14 protein-coding genes and 1 tRNA gene are annotated in these 15365 nt (G+C 65.1%); 4 read left to right on the top strand and 11 right to left on the bottom strand.

Annotation, left to right across the window (positions count from 1 at the left end; translation table 11 throughout):
• Positions 1–10: 10 nt before the first annotated feature.
• The 9 genes from CXY80_RS11960 to CXY80_RS11920 all read right to left on the bottom strand — a co-directional run bounded on the left by CXY80_RS11960 (position 11) and on the right by CXY80_RS11920 (position 10516).
• Positions 11–916 carry a MoxR family ATPase gene (locus CXY80_RS11960; protein WP_233195317.1) on the bottom strand — a complete coding sequence of 302 codons (906 nt, stop codon included), beginning with the start codon at positions 914–916 and terminating at the stop codon, positions 11–13.
• A gap of 36 nt (positions 917–952) precedes the next feature.
• Entirely contained in the window at positions 953–1957 is a 1005-nt protein-coding gene (locus tag CXY80_RS11955; RefSeq protein WP_233195315.1) for an XdhC family protein, read from the bottom strand.
• A 10-nt stretch (positions 1958–1967) separates the two neighbouring features.
• Positions 1968–4361 carry an aerobic carbon-monoxide dehydrogenase large subunit gene (locus CXY80_RS11950; protein ID WP_104132641.1) on the bottom strand — a complete coding sequence of 798 codons (2394 nt, stop codon included), beginning with the start codon at positions 4359–4361 and terminating at the stop codon, positions 1968–1970.
• Positions 4358–4861, bottom strand: coding sequence for a (2Fe-2S)-binding protein (locus CXY80_RS11945; protein WP_104132640.1), 504 nt, complete (start codon positions 4859–4861; stop codon positions 4358–4360). The genes CXY80_RS11950 and CXY80_RS11945 overlap by 4 nt, the downstream gene beginning before the upstream one ends.
• A gap of 13 nt (positions 4862–4874) precedes the next feature.
• A complete protein-coding gene (locus CXY80_RS11940; protein ID WP_233195313.1) occupies positions 4875–5834 on the bottom strand; it encodes a xanthine dehydrogenase family protein subunit M in 960 nt (319 codons plus the stop codon).
• A 76-nt stretch (positions 5835–5910) separates the two neighbouring features.
• Complete coding sequence (locus CXY80_RS11935; protein WP_104132639.1) at positions 5911–7098, bottom strand: TerC family protein; 1188 nt, start codon at positions 7096–7098, stop codon at positions 5911–5913.
• Positions 7099–7222: 124 nt separating this feature from the next.
• On the bottom strand, positions 7223–8755 hold the full coding sequence (locus tag CXY80_RS11930; protein WP_104132638.1) for a CYTH and CHAD domain-containing protein: 1533 nt from the start codon (positions 8753–8755) through the stop codon (positions 7223–7225).
• A gap of 39 nt (positions 8756–8794) precedes the next feature.
• Complete coding sequence (locus tag CXY80_RS11925; protein ID WP_104132637.1) at positions 8795–9958, bottom strand: globin domain-containing protein; 1164 nt, start codon at positions 9956–9958, stop codon at positions 8795–8797.
• Positions 9959–10072: 114 nt separating this feature from the next.
• Entirely contained in the window at positions 10073–10516 is a 444-nt protein-coding gene (locus CXY80_RS11920; RefSeq protein WP_092449320.1) for an Rrf2 family transcriptional regulator, read from the bottom strand.
• A gap of 54 nt (positions 10517–10570) precedes the next feature.
• On the opposite strand from CXY80_RS11920, the gene CXY80_RS11915 reads away from it, so the two are divergent.
• A complete protein-coding gene (locus tag CXY80_RS11915) occupies positions 10571–11314 on the top strand; it encodes a trimeric intracellular cation channel family protein (RefSeq protein WP_092449318.1) in 744 nt (247 codons plus the stop codon).
• 11 nt (positions 11315–11325) lie between these two features.
• Here CXY80_RS11915 and CXY80_RS11910 read toward each other — a convergent pair whose 3' ends face one another.
• Positions 11326–12168 carry an inositol monophosphatase family protein gene (locus CXY80_RS11910; RefSeq protein WP_104132636.1) on the bottom strand — a complete coding sequence of 281 codons (843 nt, stop codon included), beginning with the start codon at positions 12166–12168 and terminating at the stop codon, positions 11326–11328.
• Positions 12169–12293: 125 nt separating this feature from the next.
• Between CXY80_RS11910 and CXY80_RS11905 the strand changes: the two genes are divergently transcribed.
• Both CXY80_RS11905 and CXY80_RS11900 read left to right on the top strand, forming a co-directional pair.
• Positions 12294–12369 (top strand) — tRNA-Lys (locus CXY80_RS11905).
• Between the two features lie 223 nt (positions 12370–12592).
• Complete coding sequence (locus CXY80_RS11900) at positions 12593–12973, top strand: helix-turn-helix domain-containing protein (protein WP_198415546.1); 381 nt, start codon at positions 12593–12595, stop codon at positions 12971–12973.
• 224 nt (positions 12974–13197) lie between these two features.
• On the opposite strand, the gene CXY80_RS11895 is transcribed toward CXY80_RS11900, so the two are convergent.
• The gene (locus tag CXY80_RS11895; protein ID WP_092449314.1) at positions 13198–13572 is read right to left on the bottom strand and encodes a hypothetical protein; all 375 of its coding nucleotides are present in this window, start codon (positions 13570–13572) and stop codon (positions 13198–13200) included.
• A 516-nt stretch (positions 13573–14088) separates the two neighbouring features.
• Here CXY80_RS11895 and CXY80_RS11890 point away from each other — a divergent pair.
• Positions 14089–15339, top strand: a complete 1251-nt coding sequence (locus CXY80_RS11890; RefSeq protein WP_146070725.1) for a hypothetical protein — start codon at positions 14089–14091, stop codon at positions 15337–15339.
• Positions 15340–15365 lie beyond the last annotated feature (26 nt).

Raw genomic sequence — 15365 nt, 5'->3', positions numbered from 1 at the left:
TGCGCCGCGGTCAGGCACCGGCGGCCTCGACGACCCAGGCGGCCCCGCGAGCGGTAGCGAGATCGAGGTCGTCACGGTTCTTCAGCACGAAACCCCAGGTCTGCTCGACCGCCCGGCCGCTCAGCTGCTCCATGCCGAGCACCCCGAGCGCGCCCACCCAGTCGATGGCCTCGGCGATTCCGGGCGGCTTCACCAGGTCAAGCGAACGCAGGCGGGTGATGGCCTGTGCGGCCTCGGTCGCAATCACCTGTGAACTGCTCGGTACCCGGCGGCGCACGATCTGCGCGATCCGCTCCGGCCCCGGGTAGTCGATCCAGTGATAGAGACAGCGCCGGGTCAGCGCGTCATGCAGATCGCGGGTGCGATTGCTGGTGAGAATCACGATCGGCGGATGCGTGGCCCGCACGGTTCCGAGCTCGGGGATGGTGACCGCAGCCTCGGCGAGCAGCTCAAAGGTGAAGGCTTCAAACTCGGCGTCGGCCCGGTCGATCTCGTCGAGCAGCAGCACGGCCGGCCGCGGGCCCGCGTGCTCGATCGCCTGCAACAGCGGGCGGCGCAGCAGGTAGTCGCGGCCGAACAGCTCGGTCTCGGCCAGTTCAACCCCGCGCGCCTCGGCCAAACGGATGCCGAGCAGTTGCCGCGGGTAATTCCACTCGTACAGTGCCTCCCCGGCCGAGATGCCTTCGTAGCACTGCAGGCGAAACAGTTCGGTGTCGAGCAGTCGGGCGAGTGCCTTGGCGATCTCGGTCTTGCCGACCCCCGGTTCGCCCTCGAGTAGCAGCGGCTGCCGCATGCGGACGGCTAGGAACACCGCGGTTGCGAGCCCGTCGTCGGCTAGATAGTCCTCGGCATCGAGGGCGCGCTGTAGCGCGGCGACATCGGGCACGATCTCGGGCAGAGTCACCAACGCAGCCACCCCCATCGTGAAGTCGGGCGGTTACCGCGCGGGTGCCTACCGCGCGGTCGCATACGGCTCCGGATTCGCCAGAAACGCCTTGCGGCAGCCCGCCGCACAGAAATAGACGGTCTCGCCGTTGTGCTCGACCTGCAGCGTCGACGGCAGCGCGGCCACGGACATGCCGCAGACCGGGTCGATCGCGACGCCGGCGGCCTGCGACTCGGCAGCAGGTGGGTCGGTAGCACGCGCTTTGGCGTCAGGCGGCTCTGCGGCGATCGCCGAATCCGCCGCTCCCGCCACCGCACCGGCACCAGCCGCGCCCACACTAACCGCGCCCACACCAACCGGATGTCCCCGCCCGGCCCGCTCCTGCACCAGCTGCGCCAGAATCGACACCGCAATCTCTCCGGGCGTTCGCGCCCCGAGGTCAAGGCCCGCCGGACTGAACACCCGCGCGCGCTGCTCCGGCGACACGTTGAGCGACGCAAGCACCGCCGCACCGCGCCGGGGACTGGCCACGAGCGCCACGTACGGCACCCCCACAGCCAGCGCCGCCAGCAGCGCGGACTCCTCGTCCCTGCCGTGGGACGCGACGACCAGCGCAGCGTCGCCGGCCTGCGGGGCGGCAGAGGCGCCATCCGTTTGCAGGAGCTCGAAACCGACGAGCGGTGCGAGGGTGGCAAGGGCCGCGGCGTCGGGCGTCGACCCGACCACGATCAGGCGCGGCAGGGGAAGGCGCGGTTCGAGAAAGATCTCGATCGCCCCGCCGCTGACACAGGGGTTGGAGACCTCGACCGCGCCGTCCTCCACCGTGCTCGACGGTACACCGGCCACGACCTTGAGCAGCAGCGGCTGGCGGCTTTCGAGCACCTGCAGGCTGTACAGGCGAACGGATGCCTCCACGCAGGTTCCGCCGACGAAGCCCTCGATCTCGCCGGTCAAGCGCACGAGCGCCGTGTCGCCCGCGTGCGCGCTCGTCGGGCGCACCGCGCGCACCACGGTCGCGTGCACGAACGGTTCGCGGCGCGCCTCGAGCTCCCGCTCCAGCACGGACTTCATCTCGGGCATGCTAAACCGGCGGTCTCGTGCGGCCCTGCATGGCCTCCCAGACCCGGGATGGTGTGCACGGCATGTCCATGTGCACCACGCCGAACGGGGCGAGGGCATCCACGACGGCGTTGACGACGGCCGGCGGTGACCCGACCGTGGCAGACTCACCAACGCCCTTTGCTCCGATCGGGTGGTGCGGCGACGGAGTCACGGTGAAGCCGGTCTCCCAGTCGGGTACCTCCATTGCGGTGGGGATGAGGTAGTCCATGAACGAGCCGCCGAGGCAGTTGCCCTCGTCGTCGAACTCGATGATCTCCATCAGTGCCATGCCGACACCGTCGGTGAGGCCACCATGAATCTGGCCCTCGATGATCATCGGGTTGATTCGGGTGCCGCAGTCGTCGACGGCGATGAAGCGGCGCACCTTGACATGGCCGGTGCCCGGGTCGACGTCGACGACGCAGATATAGGCGCCGAACGGAAAAGTGAGGTTGGGCGGATCGTAGGTGACCTCGGCGTCGAGATTGCCGTCGATACCCTCGGGCAGCGCGACCGTGCCGTGGGCGCCCATCGCGATCTCGGCCATGGTCTTGCCCACGCTCGGATCGCCCTTGACGAACCAGCGGCCCTTCTCCCACTCGAGGTCTTCCGGCCGGGTCTCGAGCATGGCCGCGGCGATGAACCGGGCCTTCTCCCGCACCTTGCGGGCGACGAGCGCCACGGCGGCGCCGCTGACCGGAGTGGACCGGCTGCCATAGGTGCCGAGGCCGAACGGTGTCTGGTCGGTGTCACCGTGCACAACGTCGATGTCTTCCGGGGGGATGCCGATCTCCTCCGCCACGATCTGCGCGAACGTCGTTTCGTGGCCCTGACCCTGGCTTTGCACCGAGATGCGCACGACGGCCTTGCCGGTGGGATGGATGCGCAGTTCGGCGCCGTCCGCCATTCCGAGGCCGAGAATGTCCATGTCCTTGCGCGGTCCGGCACCGACCGTTTCGGTGAAGAATGAGATGCCGATGCCCATGAGCTCACCGCGTTCGCGTTTCTCCTTCTGTTCGCGGCGCAGTTCGTCGTAGCCGGCCATCTTCATCGACAGCCGCATGGTGGGTTCGTAATCGCCCGAGTCGTACTCCCAGCCGGTCTTGTTGGCGTAGGGAAACTGCTCCTTCTTAATGAAGTTTTTCAGGCGCAACTCTGCCGGGTCCATGTCGAGCTTGCGGGCCAGGATATCGACCATCCGCTCGACCAGGTAGACCGCTTCGGTGACCCGGAACGAGCAGGCGTAGGCCACGCCGCCGGGCGCCTTGTTGGTGTACACGCCGGTCACGGTGCAGTGCGCTGCCTGAAGGTCGTAGCTGCCGGTGAAGATGTGAAAGAACCCGGCCGGATACTTGGTGGGCTGGGCGGTGGCGTTGAACGCGCCGTGGTCGGCGAGTACGTTGGTGCGCAGGGCCAGGATCTTGCCGTCCTTGGTCGCCGCGATCTCGCCCTGCATAATGTAGTCCCGGGCGAACGAGGTGCTCATGAGGTTCTCGGAGCGGTCCTCGACCCATTTCACCGGTTTGCCGGTGACGATGGAGCCGACTACGGCGAGAATATAGCCCGGGTAGATGCCGACCTTGTTGCCAAAACCTCCGCCGATGTCGGGGGAGACCACCCGAATCTTGTGCTCGGGAATGCCGGAGACCATCGCGAACAGGGTGCGGTGGGCGTGGGGCGCCTGCGTCGTCTCGTACAGGGTGAGGCGGCCGTCGACGGCATCGAAGTCAGCTACGGCGCCGCAGGTTTCCATCGGCGCCGGGTGCACCCGCGGGTAGACGATCTCCTGCTTCACCACGACGTCGGCGCTCGCGAAGACGGCATCCGTTTCGGCTTTCTCGCCGGCTTCCCAGTCGAAGATGTGGTTGTCGGTGCGGCCCTCGAGGTCGTCGCGAATGACGGGAGCGCCCGGGTCCATCGCCTTGCGGGCGTCGACGACGGGCGGCAGTACGTCGTACTCGACCTGGATCAGTTCGAGGGCGTCGCGGGCGGCGTAGCGGTCGTCGGCGACGACAAAGGCGACCTCCTGGCCCTGGAAGCGCACCTTGTCGGTGACCAGCACGGCCTGCACGTCCATCGAGAGGGTCGGCGCCCAAGCCAGGCCGAGGGCCTGCAGGTCGCTGCCGGTGATGACGGCGTGCACGCCGGGATGGGCGAGCGCCGCGGTGGTGTCGATCGAGACCAGCCGGGCGTGGGCGATGGGAGCGCGCAGGATCGCACCGTGCAACATTCCGGGCAGCACGATGTCGTCGACATAGTGGCCCTTGCCACGCACGAATCGCGGGTCTTCCTTGCGTTGCATACGCCCGTGGCCGATTGGCCGGTCGTGGTCGCCGGCCGCCGGGTTCGACGGGCGGTCTTCGAGGATGGTCATGCGCGCACCTCTTCATCTTCGGTTGTGTCAACGGCGGCAACGAGCGGATGCTCGGCGGCCCACTGAATCGACCGCACGATGGTGGCGTAGCCGGTGCAGCGGCAGATCTGTCCCGAGATGGCCTCGCGAATGTCGAGCGGTTCGGGGTGCGGATTGTGGTCGAGCAGGGCGCGGGCGGTGAGCATCATGCCGGGGGTGCAGAAACCGCACTGCAGGCCGTGCTCCGCCATGAAGCCCTGCTGCACCGGGTCGAGAGTGGCGCCGTCGGCGAGTCCTTCCACCGTCGTGATCGTGTGGCCGTCGGCCATGGCGGCCAGCACGGTGCACGATTTCACCGGCTGGCCGTCCATGAGCACCACGCAGGTGCCGCAATTACTGGTGTCGCAACCCCAGTGCGTTCCGGTGAGCCGCAGGTCGTCGCGAATGAAGTGCACGAGCAGTACGCGCGGTTCGATCTCGCGGGTGACATCGGTGCCGTTGATGGTCAGGCTGATTTGCATGAGGGCTCAACTCCTAGATCGTGATCTCAGAAACGGATGCCGCGGCGCGGCGGCAGGCCGCCCGCAGCACCCTGCGGGTCAGCTCGTCGGCGAGGTGCCGCTTGTAGTCGACCGGTCCGCGCTGGTCGGTGAGGGGGTCGCAGGCGATGGAGGCCAGACGCCCGGCCTCCGTGAATAGCTCCTCGGTCGGAGCCTGGCCGACCAGCACGGCTTCGACCTCGGTTACATTGCGGTCGAGTCCGACCGCGGTGAGGCCGACGGCCACCTGGCCGATCGTGCCGTCGGACGCGAGGCTGACCGAAGCGCCGGCCGCGGCGACGGCCCAGTCTCCGACTCGTCGTTCGACCTTTTCGTAGGCGCTGCCGGAGCGCTCCCGAATCGGCACGCGCACCTCGATCAGCAGTTCGTTCTGGGCCACCGCGGTCTCGTACGGGCCGCGATGGAATTCGGCCATCGACAGCATCCGCTCACCGGCCGGCCCGCGCACGACGGCGACCGCTTCGAGCACGTGGCACACCGTGGACAGATCTTCGGCCGGGTCGGCCTGGCAGAGCGAACCGCCGATGGTGCCGCGGTTGCGCACGATCGGGTCGGCGATGACCCGTTCGGCGTCGGTGACGATGGGGAACAGGCGCTGGACGTCGTCGGATTCGAGCAGCGTCGTGTGCCGGGTCATGGCGCCGATGCGCAGCACGTGCTGATCAACGAGCACTCTGTCAATCAGCAAGTAGTCGAGCTCGAACAGGTCGTTGATGTCGATGAGCCAGTCCGGCCGGGCCAGACGCAGTTTCATCATGGGCAGCAGGCTGTGACCGCCGGCGACCACCCGGGACTCGGGCCCGTGACGATCGAGCAGGGCCAGGGCATTTTCGACCGAACTGGCACGAACATAATCGAACGGAGCCGGAATCTGCACGGGCTTCTCCTCACGAAAGAAGGTTCCTTGGCCCCACGCATCATTGCGCGACACCATTGTGTGCCACAGCTTGCTCCCCGCGCCCACCCGCTGTCAATAACGACCTCGGCGAAGTTAGGCGCTCCGGCGCGCTCTACCGGGCCAGATACTCGTCATGCTGCCGATGCGCCTCAGCTACCTGCTCTCGGATGCGGTTGATGTCCTTGGCCTTGTCGCGGTATTTCAGGTCCATGGCCAGGACCTGTTCTTCTTCCGCGGTCAGCATTCGGTAGATCCGCTCGCGCTCGGCCAGATCAGCGGTGTAATCCAGATCGAGGTAGCTGACCGCGTGGCGGCGCGCGTTGTTGATGGCGGTCTGGGCTTTGCCCGCCTTACTCAACAGCGAGGCCACGACGGTGATCGTGAGCGCTCCGATGATGACGCTCAGGGACAGCCCCGTGCTGATTTCCACGACCGGGACCGGTACACCACCGTTGATGAACGGCAGATTGTTCTCGTGGAGCGCGTGGAGCACCAGCTTGACGCCGATGAACGCCAAGACGAACGCCAGGCCGTAGGAGAGGTAAATCAGCCGGTCCAGGAGCCCGTCGATCAGGAAGTACAGCTGGCGCAGTCCCATCAGCGAGAACGCGGTCGCTGTGAAGACAATGTAGACGTTCTGGGTCAGCCCGAAGATCGCGGGAATGGAGTCCAGCGCGAACAGGATGTCCGTACCGCCGATCGCCACCATGACCAACAGCATGGGCGTGAGGGCCTTCTTTCCCTCGTGCATGGTGAACAGCTTGTCGCCGTCGTAGTGGTCGGTGGTGTGAAAGCTCCGCTTGGCCAGGCGGATCATGAAATTATCCGCCTGATTATCGCCGTGTGCTTCGGGCTTGAGCAGATTGCCCGCGGTGATCAGCAGAATCAGGCCGAAGATGTAGAACACCCAGGCGAAAGAATTGATCAGCGCCGCGCCCAGAAAGATGAACCCGGTGCGGGCAATCAGGGAGAAGACGATGCCGAACAGCAACACTTTCTGCTGGTCTTCGCGGGGAACCCGGAAGCTCGCCATGATGATCAGGAAGACAAACAGGTTGTCAACGGACAGCGCCTTCTCCGTGATGTAGCCGGCGAAATATTCCGACCCCATCGTGCTGCCGCCGAAGACCAAGACCAGGATGCCGAAGAGGATGGCCAGGCCGACGTAGATGGAGGACCACACAGCGGCTTCCTTCAGCGAGGGAACGTGCGCCTTGCGAATATGAAAGAAGTAGTCGAAGGCGAGCAAAGCCAGGATGACAACGATGGTGATGACCCAGATGAGGGGTGTAACAGTCATGAACCCTGCTTTCCTAAGGTGGCGGCAGTGAGCTTAGCCCAGTTGCGGATGCTGCGTGACTCTTGGCGGCAAAGTGGCGGCTTGCGGTTGCCCAAGGTTAACCGCTTCGTCCGCGCCCGAGTAATCACGGGCGGTTCTTCCACTCCTGCCAAAACTTCGACTCGGCTACGGCTGCCTTCTGCTGCTCGAGGGCGTGCAGGCGGCCGTAGCTGAAGGTGTTCTCGCCGCGCAGGTAGGCGTCGACCGCGCCGCGCTTGAGCAGGCGCTCGCGGGCGATGACGCTGTCGTGCTGGTTGCCGAGAATGGTTTGAAGTTTCTGGGCGAAGGCACTGACCGTGGCGGCGCGCTTGCGGCTGAGCGGATGCGCCGTCTCAGCCGCATAGCGCAGCCGCTTGGCCCGCTTGCGCACCTCGTGCAGGGCGAGGTCGCGCTCGGCGCCCGGCACGGTTTTCGTGGCGGTTCGCACCGCGCGGCGCAGTTTCTTCCATTTCTTATTGATCAGTGCCGGCACGACCGTGCGTGCTTCCTGCCTGGCCACGGCGGTGAACGGCGGTGAGGTCACGAGCGCCGCGAGGGCATCGAGCAGCCGAAAGTAGCGGTGGCTGTTGAGGGCAGTCAGGAGCGCGTGGTGCGCCGCGTCGGTGTCAGTATCCGCGCGACTGCCGAGACGCTCGCGAATCGGGCCGAGCAGCAGCCCCTCGGGTTCGCGGTCGAGGTGGCCTGTGAGGCGGCGCTGTATCACCTCTTCGTCGCGGGAGCCGCCCAGAACGGCCCCGAGCCAGGCGAGTTCGCTGCGCAGGTGCGGCACCACGGTCGCATCGAGCAGGGAGTGATAGGTGGCGAGAACCGAGCGCAGCCGCCGAGTGGCGACGCGCAGGGCGTGCACGCTTCCGGCTGTGGCCTGCCGTACCTGGGGATCCTGGGCGCGCAGCACCTCGTACTGTTCGTGCAGGTTCAACACCAAAACATCGCCGGCCCACCCCGAAGACCGGGGCCGCCGGGGCGCCGCGTCCGGACGCTCGGGAAACCGGTCGCCGAGGGCGCGGGCCAGCTTTGACGCGTGCAGCGACAAGTGGATGCCGCTCGCCGCGAGCATGGACTTCCCGGCGTCGAGCAGGTCGTCCGGACCATCGACGAGTTCGAGCTCCCATTCACGCCAGGCCGTCGTTGCCGGATCGGGGGTGAGACGCTCGGCCTGAACGTGGTCGTCGCAGAGCACCGCGAGGGTCTCGCCGCCCAGGCCGATCAGGGCATGCACCACCCGCTCGGTGTTCAGCCGGGCCACGGGAACGAGCGGGGAGTCCCGCACGTGAAACCGCACGAGTTGGGCGAGCGACTCGGGGACGGCATCCGCTTCGCTGTGCCCATTAAAAACGAGTACGTGCTTGCCCAGCGGTGCGTGAATTTCGCGCCGACGCCCGGCATCCAGCGGCAGTTTCAGGTGCCACCCGGCGTCGTCGCCGCCGGTGCGGCGACGCAGGGTGACGTGCTGGGCGGTGAGCACAAGATCGGCCGTGTCGAAATAGACGGCCTGAAGATCGTGGGTGACCGGCGCGGCAACCGTCTGCACCCCGGGAAGGTCGTACAACCGGGGCAGCAGCGCCGTTTCGTCGACGTCAAACTTGAGTTCTGTCTCGATGCCGCCGTTAGTATCCACGATTCAGCCTAGCGCGGGACCCGCGCCAGGCTGCCGAGGTCAGACGCCCGCGAGCCAGAGGTCGGGGCCGAAGATCTCGTAGTGGATGCGGTCGGCCGGAACGCCGGACTTTAGCGCCTGGGAGCGGAGGCTCTGCATAAACGGGAGCGGACCGCAGAGATACACCGAGGCGTCCTCCGGGATCGTCACGTTCTCCAGCGACATGAAGCCCTCGTGGTGGCCCTCACTCGGGATCTCCAGCCAGAGTTCGAGTTCGGCCGCCTCCAGCAGGGCGACGTCTTCGTTCATCTGGTCGCGCAGCGCCCAGCGCTCGAGGTTGCTCTCGGCGTGCAGTACGAGCACCTCACGCTTTGAGCCGGTGTCTACCAGAGAACGCAGAATCGAGGCGCTGGGCGTACAGCCGATTCCGGCCGAGGCCAGGACCAACGGGCCGGTGCCCGCATCGAGAGTGATGTCGCCACACGGCACGGAGAGGATGAGCGTGTCACCGACCTGTACGTCGCGGTGCAGCACGGGGGAGACCTCGCCGTCGGCGTCGAGCTTGGTGGTGAAGACGCGGGTCGTGGCCGTGCCGGCCGAGAGCGAATACTGACGCACCTGACGGATACCGTCGGGCATGACGGCGGTGACGCTGACGTACTGGCCCGGCAGGGCGGGCGTCACGGGAGTGTCGTCGGCCGGTTCAAGGGTGAACGTGACGGCGTCGGTTCCGGCAGCTTCTTTTTTCACAACGATCCAGGGGGCGAGCGGCTTGTCGCTGGCGAGTCCGGCGTAGAGGCCCTTCTCCATCTTGATCAGGGCGTGAGCCATCAACCAGTAGACCTCGGTCCAGGCGGCGGCGATGTCGGCGGTGATGACGTCGCTGAGTTCGTCGGCGATGGCCTCGAACAGGTACTTGTAGACGACGTCGTACTGCTCGGGCGTAATAGAAAGGGAGACGTGCTTGTGGGCGATGCGGGAGAGCATGGCCTCCGGCGTGGTATCAGGGTTCTGCACGAGGTGGGTCGCGAAGACGGCGATGCTGCCGGCGAGGGCCTGCTGCTGCGTGCCGTTCCTCTGGTTGGAGCGGCTGAACAGCCCGTCGAACAGTTCGGGGTGAATGGTGAGCATGCGGTGGTAAAAGTTCTTCGCGATCTGGGGCATCCGCTCGCCGACGAGCGGCAGGGTGGCTTCGATGAAGGGGAGAGACTGGGGCGAGAGCATGAATACTCCTTCTGCGTGGCGACACCCGTTCGTGGGGTCTGCGTCAAAAGTAGCATTTGATATACCAATTAAACGGATGTTTTCTACAAGTTGTAGAAATTAGGGACTTTAGTCCTACCGCACCAGACCGAGTTCGACCAGAACCGGTCCATTAGGTTTTCCGTGTGGCAGAGCCGTGATGACGATGCCGTCGAGCTCGCGGTAGAAGGATTCCCGCGCCCGGCGCAGGGCGCCGCGGAGGCCGCATCCGCTCAATAATGGGCAGGGGCCATCGGGCGAGTCGCACGCTGCCAGATCGGTGCGGGTATCGAGCTGGCGCAGGAGAGCCCCGACGGTGGCTTCGCGGCCGAGCGTGCTGATGCGCACGCCGCCGGTGCGTCCCCGGATGACCTCGACCAAGCCCAGCTCGCGGAGCCGCATGATGGCCTTGGTGACGTGGTTGTAGGGCGTGCCGACCTCGGTGGCGACGACCCGTGAGGTGTACGTGATGCTCTCCGGCGCCGCTGCCAGCAGCATGACGACCCGCAGGCACACGTCGGAAAAAGCAGTGATCCTCATTCCCTAACTGTAGGTGCGCGGCTCGCGCCCCGAGAGTAGGAGAGAATGGGGCAAGTGAACACTGAGTCGGAGACGCTGTTTGAGATAATCCGCTTCGTGGACCTGGCGGGCGTGCTCGCCAATGCCATTCTCGGCGGCGTCGCCGCGCGCACCGCACGCCTCGACATTGTCGGCTTCGTGGTGCTCGCGATCATGAGCGGGCTTGGCGGCGGCATGATTCGCGACACGCTGCTGCAGCAGGGCACGCCGGCCGCACTGCTCGACCCGGCCTACCTGATCTGCGCCATCCTCGGCGGGGTCATCGCCTACTTCGTGACCTTCAACGGTCGCTGGACTCGCCGCGTGCTGCTGCTGCTCGACGCGCTCGCCGTGGGCTGCTGGTCGGCGGTCGGGGCGCAGAAGGCGCTCGAGGCCGGTCTCGGCTGGCTCCCGGCGATTTTGCTCGGCATTATCACGGCCGTCGGCGGCGGCATGGTGCGGGACATTCTGCTGCTCAAGGTGCCGACGATCTTCGGCGGAAACACGCTCTACGCCACGAGCGCGCTGCTCGCGAGCACCGAAATGGTCATCCTGAGCAAGCTCGGATTCGTCGCGATCGGCACCGGAGTCGCGATTCTCAGCGGCGCCGCGCTGTCACTGCTGGCCAAACGCTACGGCTGGATTCTTCCGACCGGGTACGCGCTGCGCATCCCCAAGCCGATTCTGCTGCTCAACCCCCGGGCTTGGCGGCAGCGCCGCCTCGATGCGCGCAACGCCCGCAACGGTGTGAATCCCGACGATCCGGGTGCCGGAGTCTAGTTTCGGCGCCCTCAGGCCGGGTTCAGCACGGCGAGGGTTGCCGCGTGCAGCAGGCCGTTCGTGGCCAGGGCGCTGCCGTGCCACGGTCCTGGCTGGCCGTCGATCGAGGTGAAGATGCCGCCGGCTTCCTGCACGATCGGGGCCAGGGCGGCCATGTCGTAGGGCTGCAGGTCGAATTCGCCGGCCACGTCGAGGTGCCCCTCGGCGAGCAGCATGTACGACCACATGTCGCCGTAGGCGCGAGTGCGCCAGACCTGGCGCGAAAGCGTGACGAGCTCGTCGAGGTGCCCGGCCTGATCCCACTGCTGCAGGCTGCCGTAGCTGATGGATGCTTCGGCGAGGGTCGCGATGCCGGAGACGCGTAGGCGGGTGGGGGCGGCATCCGCTTTGCTGCTGCTGCTGCTGCTGCTGCTGCTGTCGGCGGTCGTACTAGTTGACCAGGCGCCGCTGCCGGTTGCGGCCCACCAGCGTTTACCGAGGGCGGGGGCGCTGACCACGCCGAGCACGGGGACGCCGTCGATGGCGAGCGCGATGAGGGTGGCCCAGATCGGGATGCCGCGGAGGAACCCGGCAGTGCCGTCGATGGGGTCGATGATCCACTGGCGCGTGGTTGATCCGGCCGTGCCGAATTCCTCGCCGAGAATGCCGTCATCGGGGCGCTCTTTGGCCAGCCGGTCGCGGATGGCGCGCTCGACCGCCCGGTCGGCATCCGTCACCGGGGTGCGGTCGGGTTTGGTCGTCACGACGAGATCGAGCGCTGTGAAGCGGGCACGGGAGATCACGTCGGCAGCATCGGCGAGGGCAAGAGCCAGCTGTAGGTCGTCGGAAAGGGCGTAGTTTTGCGGTTCGGTCACGGTCTCAAGGATAGTAATTTCACGAACGGATGCCGGTCACCGCCGCTTTTCGGCCTCGATTGGCATCATGCCCTCTTGGGGTGTTAGGGTTACACGTTGCCGCGGATAGTTCCGCTGTTTGACATGCACCTCTAGCTCAATTGGCAGAGCAACTGACTCTTAATCAGTGGGTTCCCGGTTCAAGTCCGGGGGGGTGCACCATAAAACCCCGTCGTTACTGTCTCACAGTGCGGCGGGGTTTTTTCTGCCCGTTTCGGGGCCTGATTGTCGGGTTTGCGCTCCCCGCTCTAGTTTGAACACGTGCCACCTTCTGAGTCACATGCCGCGAGACCCCGAGGCGTCGCTGGCCGTGCACGCGGCGCGGAGGAGAATTGCTGTGCACACTTGCTCTGGACGGAGTGTGCAGAGCAACTATGATGTGATCATGTCACTGGCACACTTGACGATCAATCCCGAGGACGTACGCTCGAACACTCGCGACAGCGACCCGCGCCCGGCCTGGCTGGAGCAGGTTGCCGCCTACGTACAGCGGGCCGCCGCCGAGGGCGCCTCGGTGACGCTTACATCAAAGCAGCGGATGTTGACGCCCGATCAGGTCGCCGCAGCGTTGGGGGTCTCTCGGTCGACGATCTCGCGGAAAATCAAGGCTGGCGAGATCCATGTAGTGAAGGTCGGCAACCGTAACCGCATTCCATACGAGGAGTTCGAGCGGTTCTGGGATGCGACGATGGCGAACGACGCGGCGCTGGTGGGCGACGATATCGAGGCTGAGTTCTTTGGTGAAGCTAGGGAATCCTGTCACTAACTCGGGGTAGCAGATTCGTTATCCCGACTTAGCTCGTGAAGCCGTGATAGGGCACTAGATGTGGGCCGTCACGGAGAGGTGGGCGAACTCGACAAACTAACCAGGTGATCGCTCGCGCCGTAACAGCCGCTGGCTCCGTAATGCCGTCTTGGCTGCTTCTTTGTGCATGGCAATTTGCGAGGCGGGCGAGGTCGGCGATGAGCCGTTCAGAGCTGTGGCGGGACTTATTGGCTAACGAGCTGCTGTGCCCTTTGATGTGAAATGTGGAGCGCCAGACCAATGTCCCGAACGGTGAGCCCCTGGTTGCGAAGTTCACGAGCGGCGGCGGACCACTCTGCCGCAGCCCTCGATCGCGCCATAGCTTCAGCGTGGCGAGCAAGGTGGACCGCCGCGACATGTTCCTGAACGGCCGCGGGGAGTTCCACCGAGATGTCCATCTCAAAGCTGTCTTCCGCAACCTCCAGGAAAGATGCGATGTAGTCACGCGTCATTTCCTCCACTTCTGACAACGAGCGCGCCTGAGTCGCACCTTCCAGAGCGGGGATTTCGATGTACCAAAAACGTCCGTCGCGGCGGACCGTAGCTGCATAGGTGTCCATTGCCGATGTCCAATCGTTATTCCTCAACTACTTACTGAGGGCTTGCTGAAGTCCTTCAGAATTTTCGCGGCGAGCATTTCGCCGCGCTGTCCGAGATCACGTCTCGATGGCGGGGATCATGATCACGACTCCATTGAACGTGAACTTGTCGTGCTTTGTTCCACTCGCCGGAAGCCACTCAACATTGTTTGTCTTTGCAAGCAGCACGATGCGTTTCTCGAGAACCGCCCTCTCAGCTAGTAATAGTCGAGTTAGCTAAAGACGCTTCAGTCTAGTGCACCATAGACAAAACTCAAGCTGGCTCGTGGTCACGGGCCGTTCGGGCGTGCGCCAGGCACTGCGTCGCTCGCACCAGTCGTCGAGGGGATGGACTGGCGTTTAGGGCTCGCGGCCACTTTAAGAAAAAACACCCATTATGGGTACATTTACTGGTAAATTTCCGCGAGGTGGCAGATTCCGTCAGTGGAAATCGGACATCAGTTCAACTCTTTCCCTACGAACGAGGAATCTGTGATTGTGAAAAACCTATTTTCCCGGCGAAGCGTGCGCAAGCCTGTCATTGCCGGCCTCGCGGTCGCTGCGCTTGCAACCATGGTTCTCGGCTTAACCGGGGTCTCCCCGTCGTTCGCAACGGACGAGACGAACCTGCTGCCCGGGGCCAGTGTGAAGAATTCGGCGGGTTTGATGGGTATCGTCGGCGAGAACTTCGACAACGGCGCTTGGGTCTATTCAGGTCCCGCCGTGGACGAAGAAGTCACCGGGGAAGATGCGGACTGCTCAGAGTATTGGAACGTGGTCGTGATCCTCTGCGATCCGTCACCCACGACCGGATCCACGGGAGTTCTCACCCAGTTCTCGTCGGATACAGGATTGACGTGGGAAATGAACGGACAGAATTCGGTCGGATTCGTTGTTCTGGACCTCGGTCAGGAGTCGACGTTCAGCTCACTCGAGGTCTATCAGATGAAGGGTTCCGACGGCCAGACGACACGTGCGCAGCTTTTCGTGAGCAGTGCCGATTCAGAGACCTGGCCGACTCAGAGCGACGGCTCGTGGACCAGCGTCGCCTCGGGACCGGTGGCGGACGGGCCGGCTCAGACCGGTACTGGACCGGTGACCAACACGGCCGTCACGACTTATGACTTCGCGGCGACCACTGGGCGGTACGTGATGCTGTACTCGGAGAACGATGGCAGCCTCGATGAGGACGACTGGATCGAGACCGCTGGTGCGAAATTGTTCGGCTTCGTCGGCGCTGGGCCAGTGCCCACGGTCGAGCCGACGGTCGAGCCGACGGTTGTGCCGACAGTTGTGCCGACAGTTGTGCCGACGGTTGTGCCCACCCTAGGCTTCGATCTTGGCTTCGCCGTCGGAGACGTCGTCGACGGCTCAGAGATCACCGTGTCGGGTGCCGGTTTGCTTCCGGATTCCGCCTATGACCTAGTCGTACGCTCAACCCCGGTCACGATCGCGTTCGGATCTGCCAACTCCAGCGGTGCCTTCTCTGGCACCGGTGTGATGCCAGCCGGTCTCGCGGCCGGAGTGCACACGGTCACCCTGAGTGGTATTGCCGCAGATGGTACCGCGATCACTCGCGTGGCCTACTTCACCGTCAGTGCCTCCGGAACGGTGACCTATTTGTCCTTTGATGCGGCCGAGGCGCTCGCCTCGACCGGCTTCGCTGGTGCCCCGATCGGCCTCGCAGCTCTGCTGCTGCTCGCAGTGGGTGGCGCGCTCGTGATTCGTCGTCGTCAGGTCGCCCACTAGGCTCCCGCGAGAGCGGAGATTTTGCT

The sequence above is a fragment of the Cryobacterium sp. M91 genome (assembly GCF_002929615.1).
Taxonomy (GTDB): domain Bacteria; phylum Actinomycetota; class Actinomycetes; order Actinomycetales; family Microbacteriaceae; genus Cryobacterium; species Cryobacterium levicorallinum.
The sequence above is the reverse complement of the archived record's forward strand: the minus strand, read 5'-3'. Positions and strand labels throughout refer to the sequence as shown.

Coding starts and splice junctions, on each gene's coding strand:
- CXY80_RS11955 (WP_233195315.1), bottom strand. CDS start 1,957: ATGAAGTCCGTGCTGGAGCGGGAGCTCGAGGCGCGCCGCGAACCGTTC.
- CXY80_RS11950 (WP_104132641.1), bottom strand. CDS start 4,361: ATGACCATCCTCGAAGACCGCCCGTCGAACCCGGCGGCCGGCGACCAC.
- CXY80_RS11945 (WP_104132640.1), bottom strand. CDS start 4,861: ATGCAAATCAGCCTGACCATCAACGGCACCGATGTCACCCGCGAGATC.
- CXY80_RS11940 (WP_233195313.1), bottom strand. CDS start 5,834: ATGGTGTCGCGCAATGATGCGTGGGGCCAAGGAACCTTCTTTCGTGAG.
- CXY80_RS11935 (WP_104132639.1), bottom strand. CDS start 7,098: ATGACTGTTACACCCCTCATCTGGGTCATCACCATCGTTGTCATCCTG.
- CXY80_RS11925 (WP_104132637.1), bottom strand. CDS start 9,958: ATGCTCTCGCCCCAGTCTCTCCCCTTCATCGAAGCCACCCTGCCGCTC.
- CXY80_RS11920 (WP_092449320.1), bottom strand. CDS start 10,516: ATGAGGATCACTGCTTTTTCCGACGTGTGCCTGCGGGTCGTCATGCTG.
- CXY80_RS11900 (WP_198415546.1), top strand. CDS start 12,593: ATGTCACTGGCACACTTGACGATCAATCCCGAGGACGTACGCTCGAAC.
- CXY80_RS11895 (WP_092449314.1), bottom strand. CDS start 13,572: ATGGACACCTATGCAGCTACGGTCCGCCGCGACGGACGTTTTTGGTAC.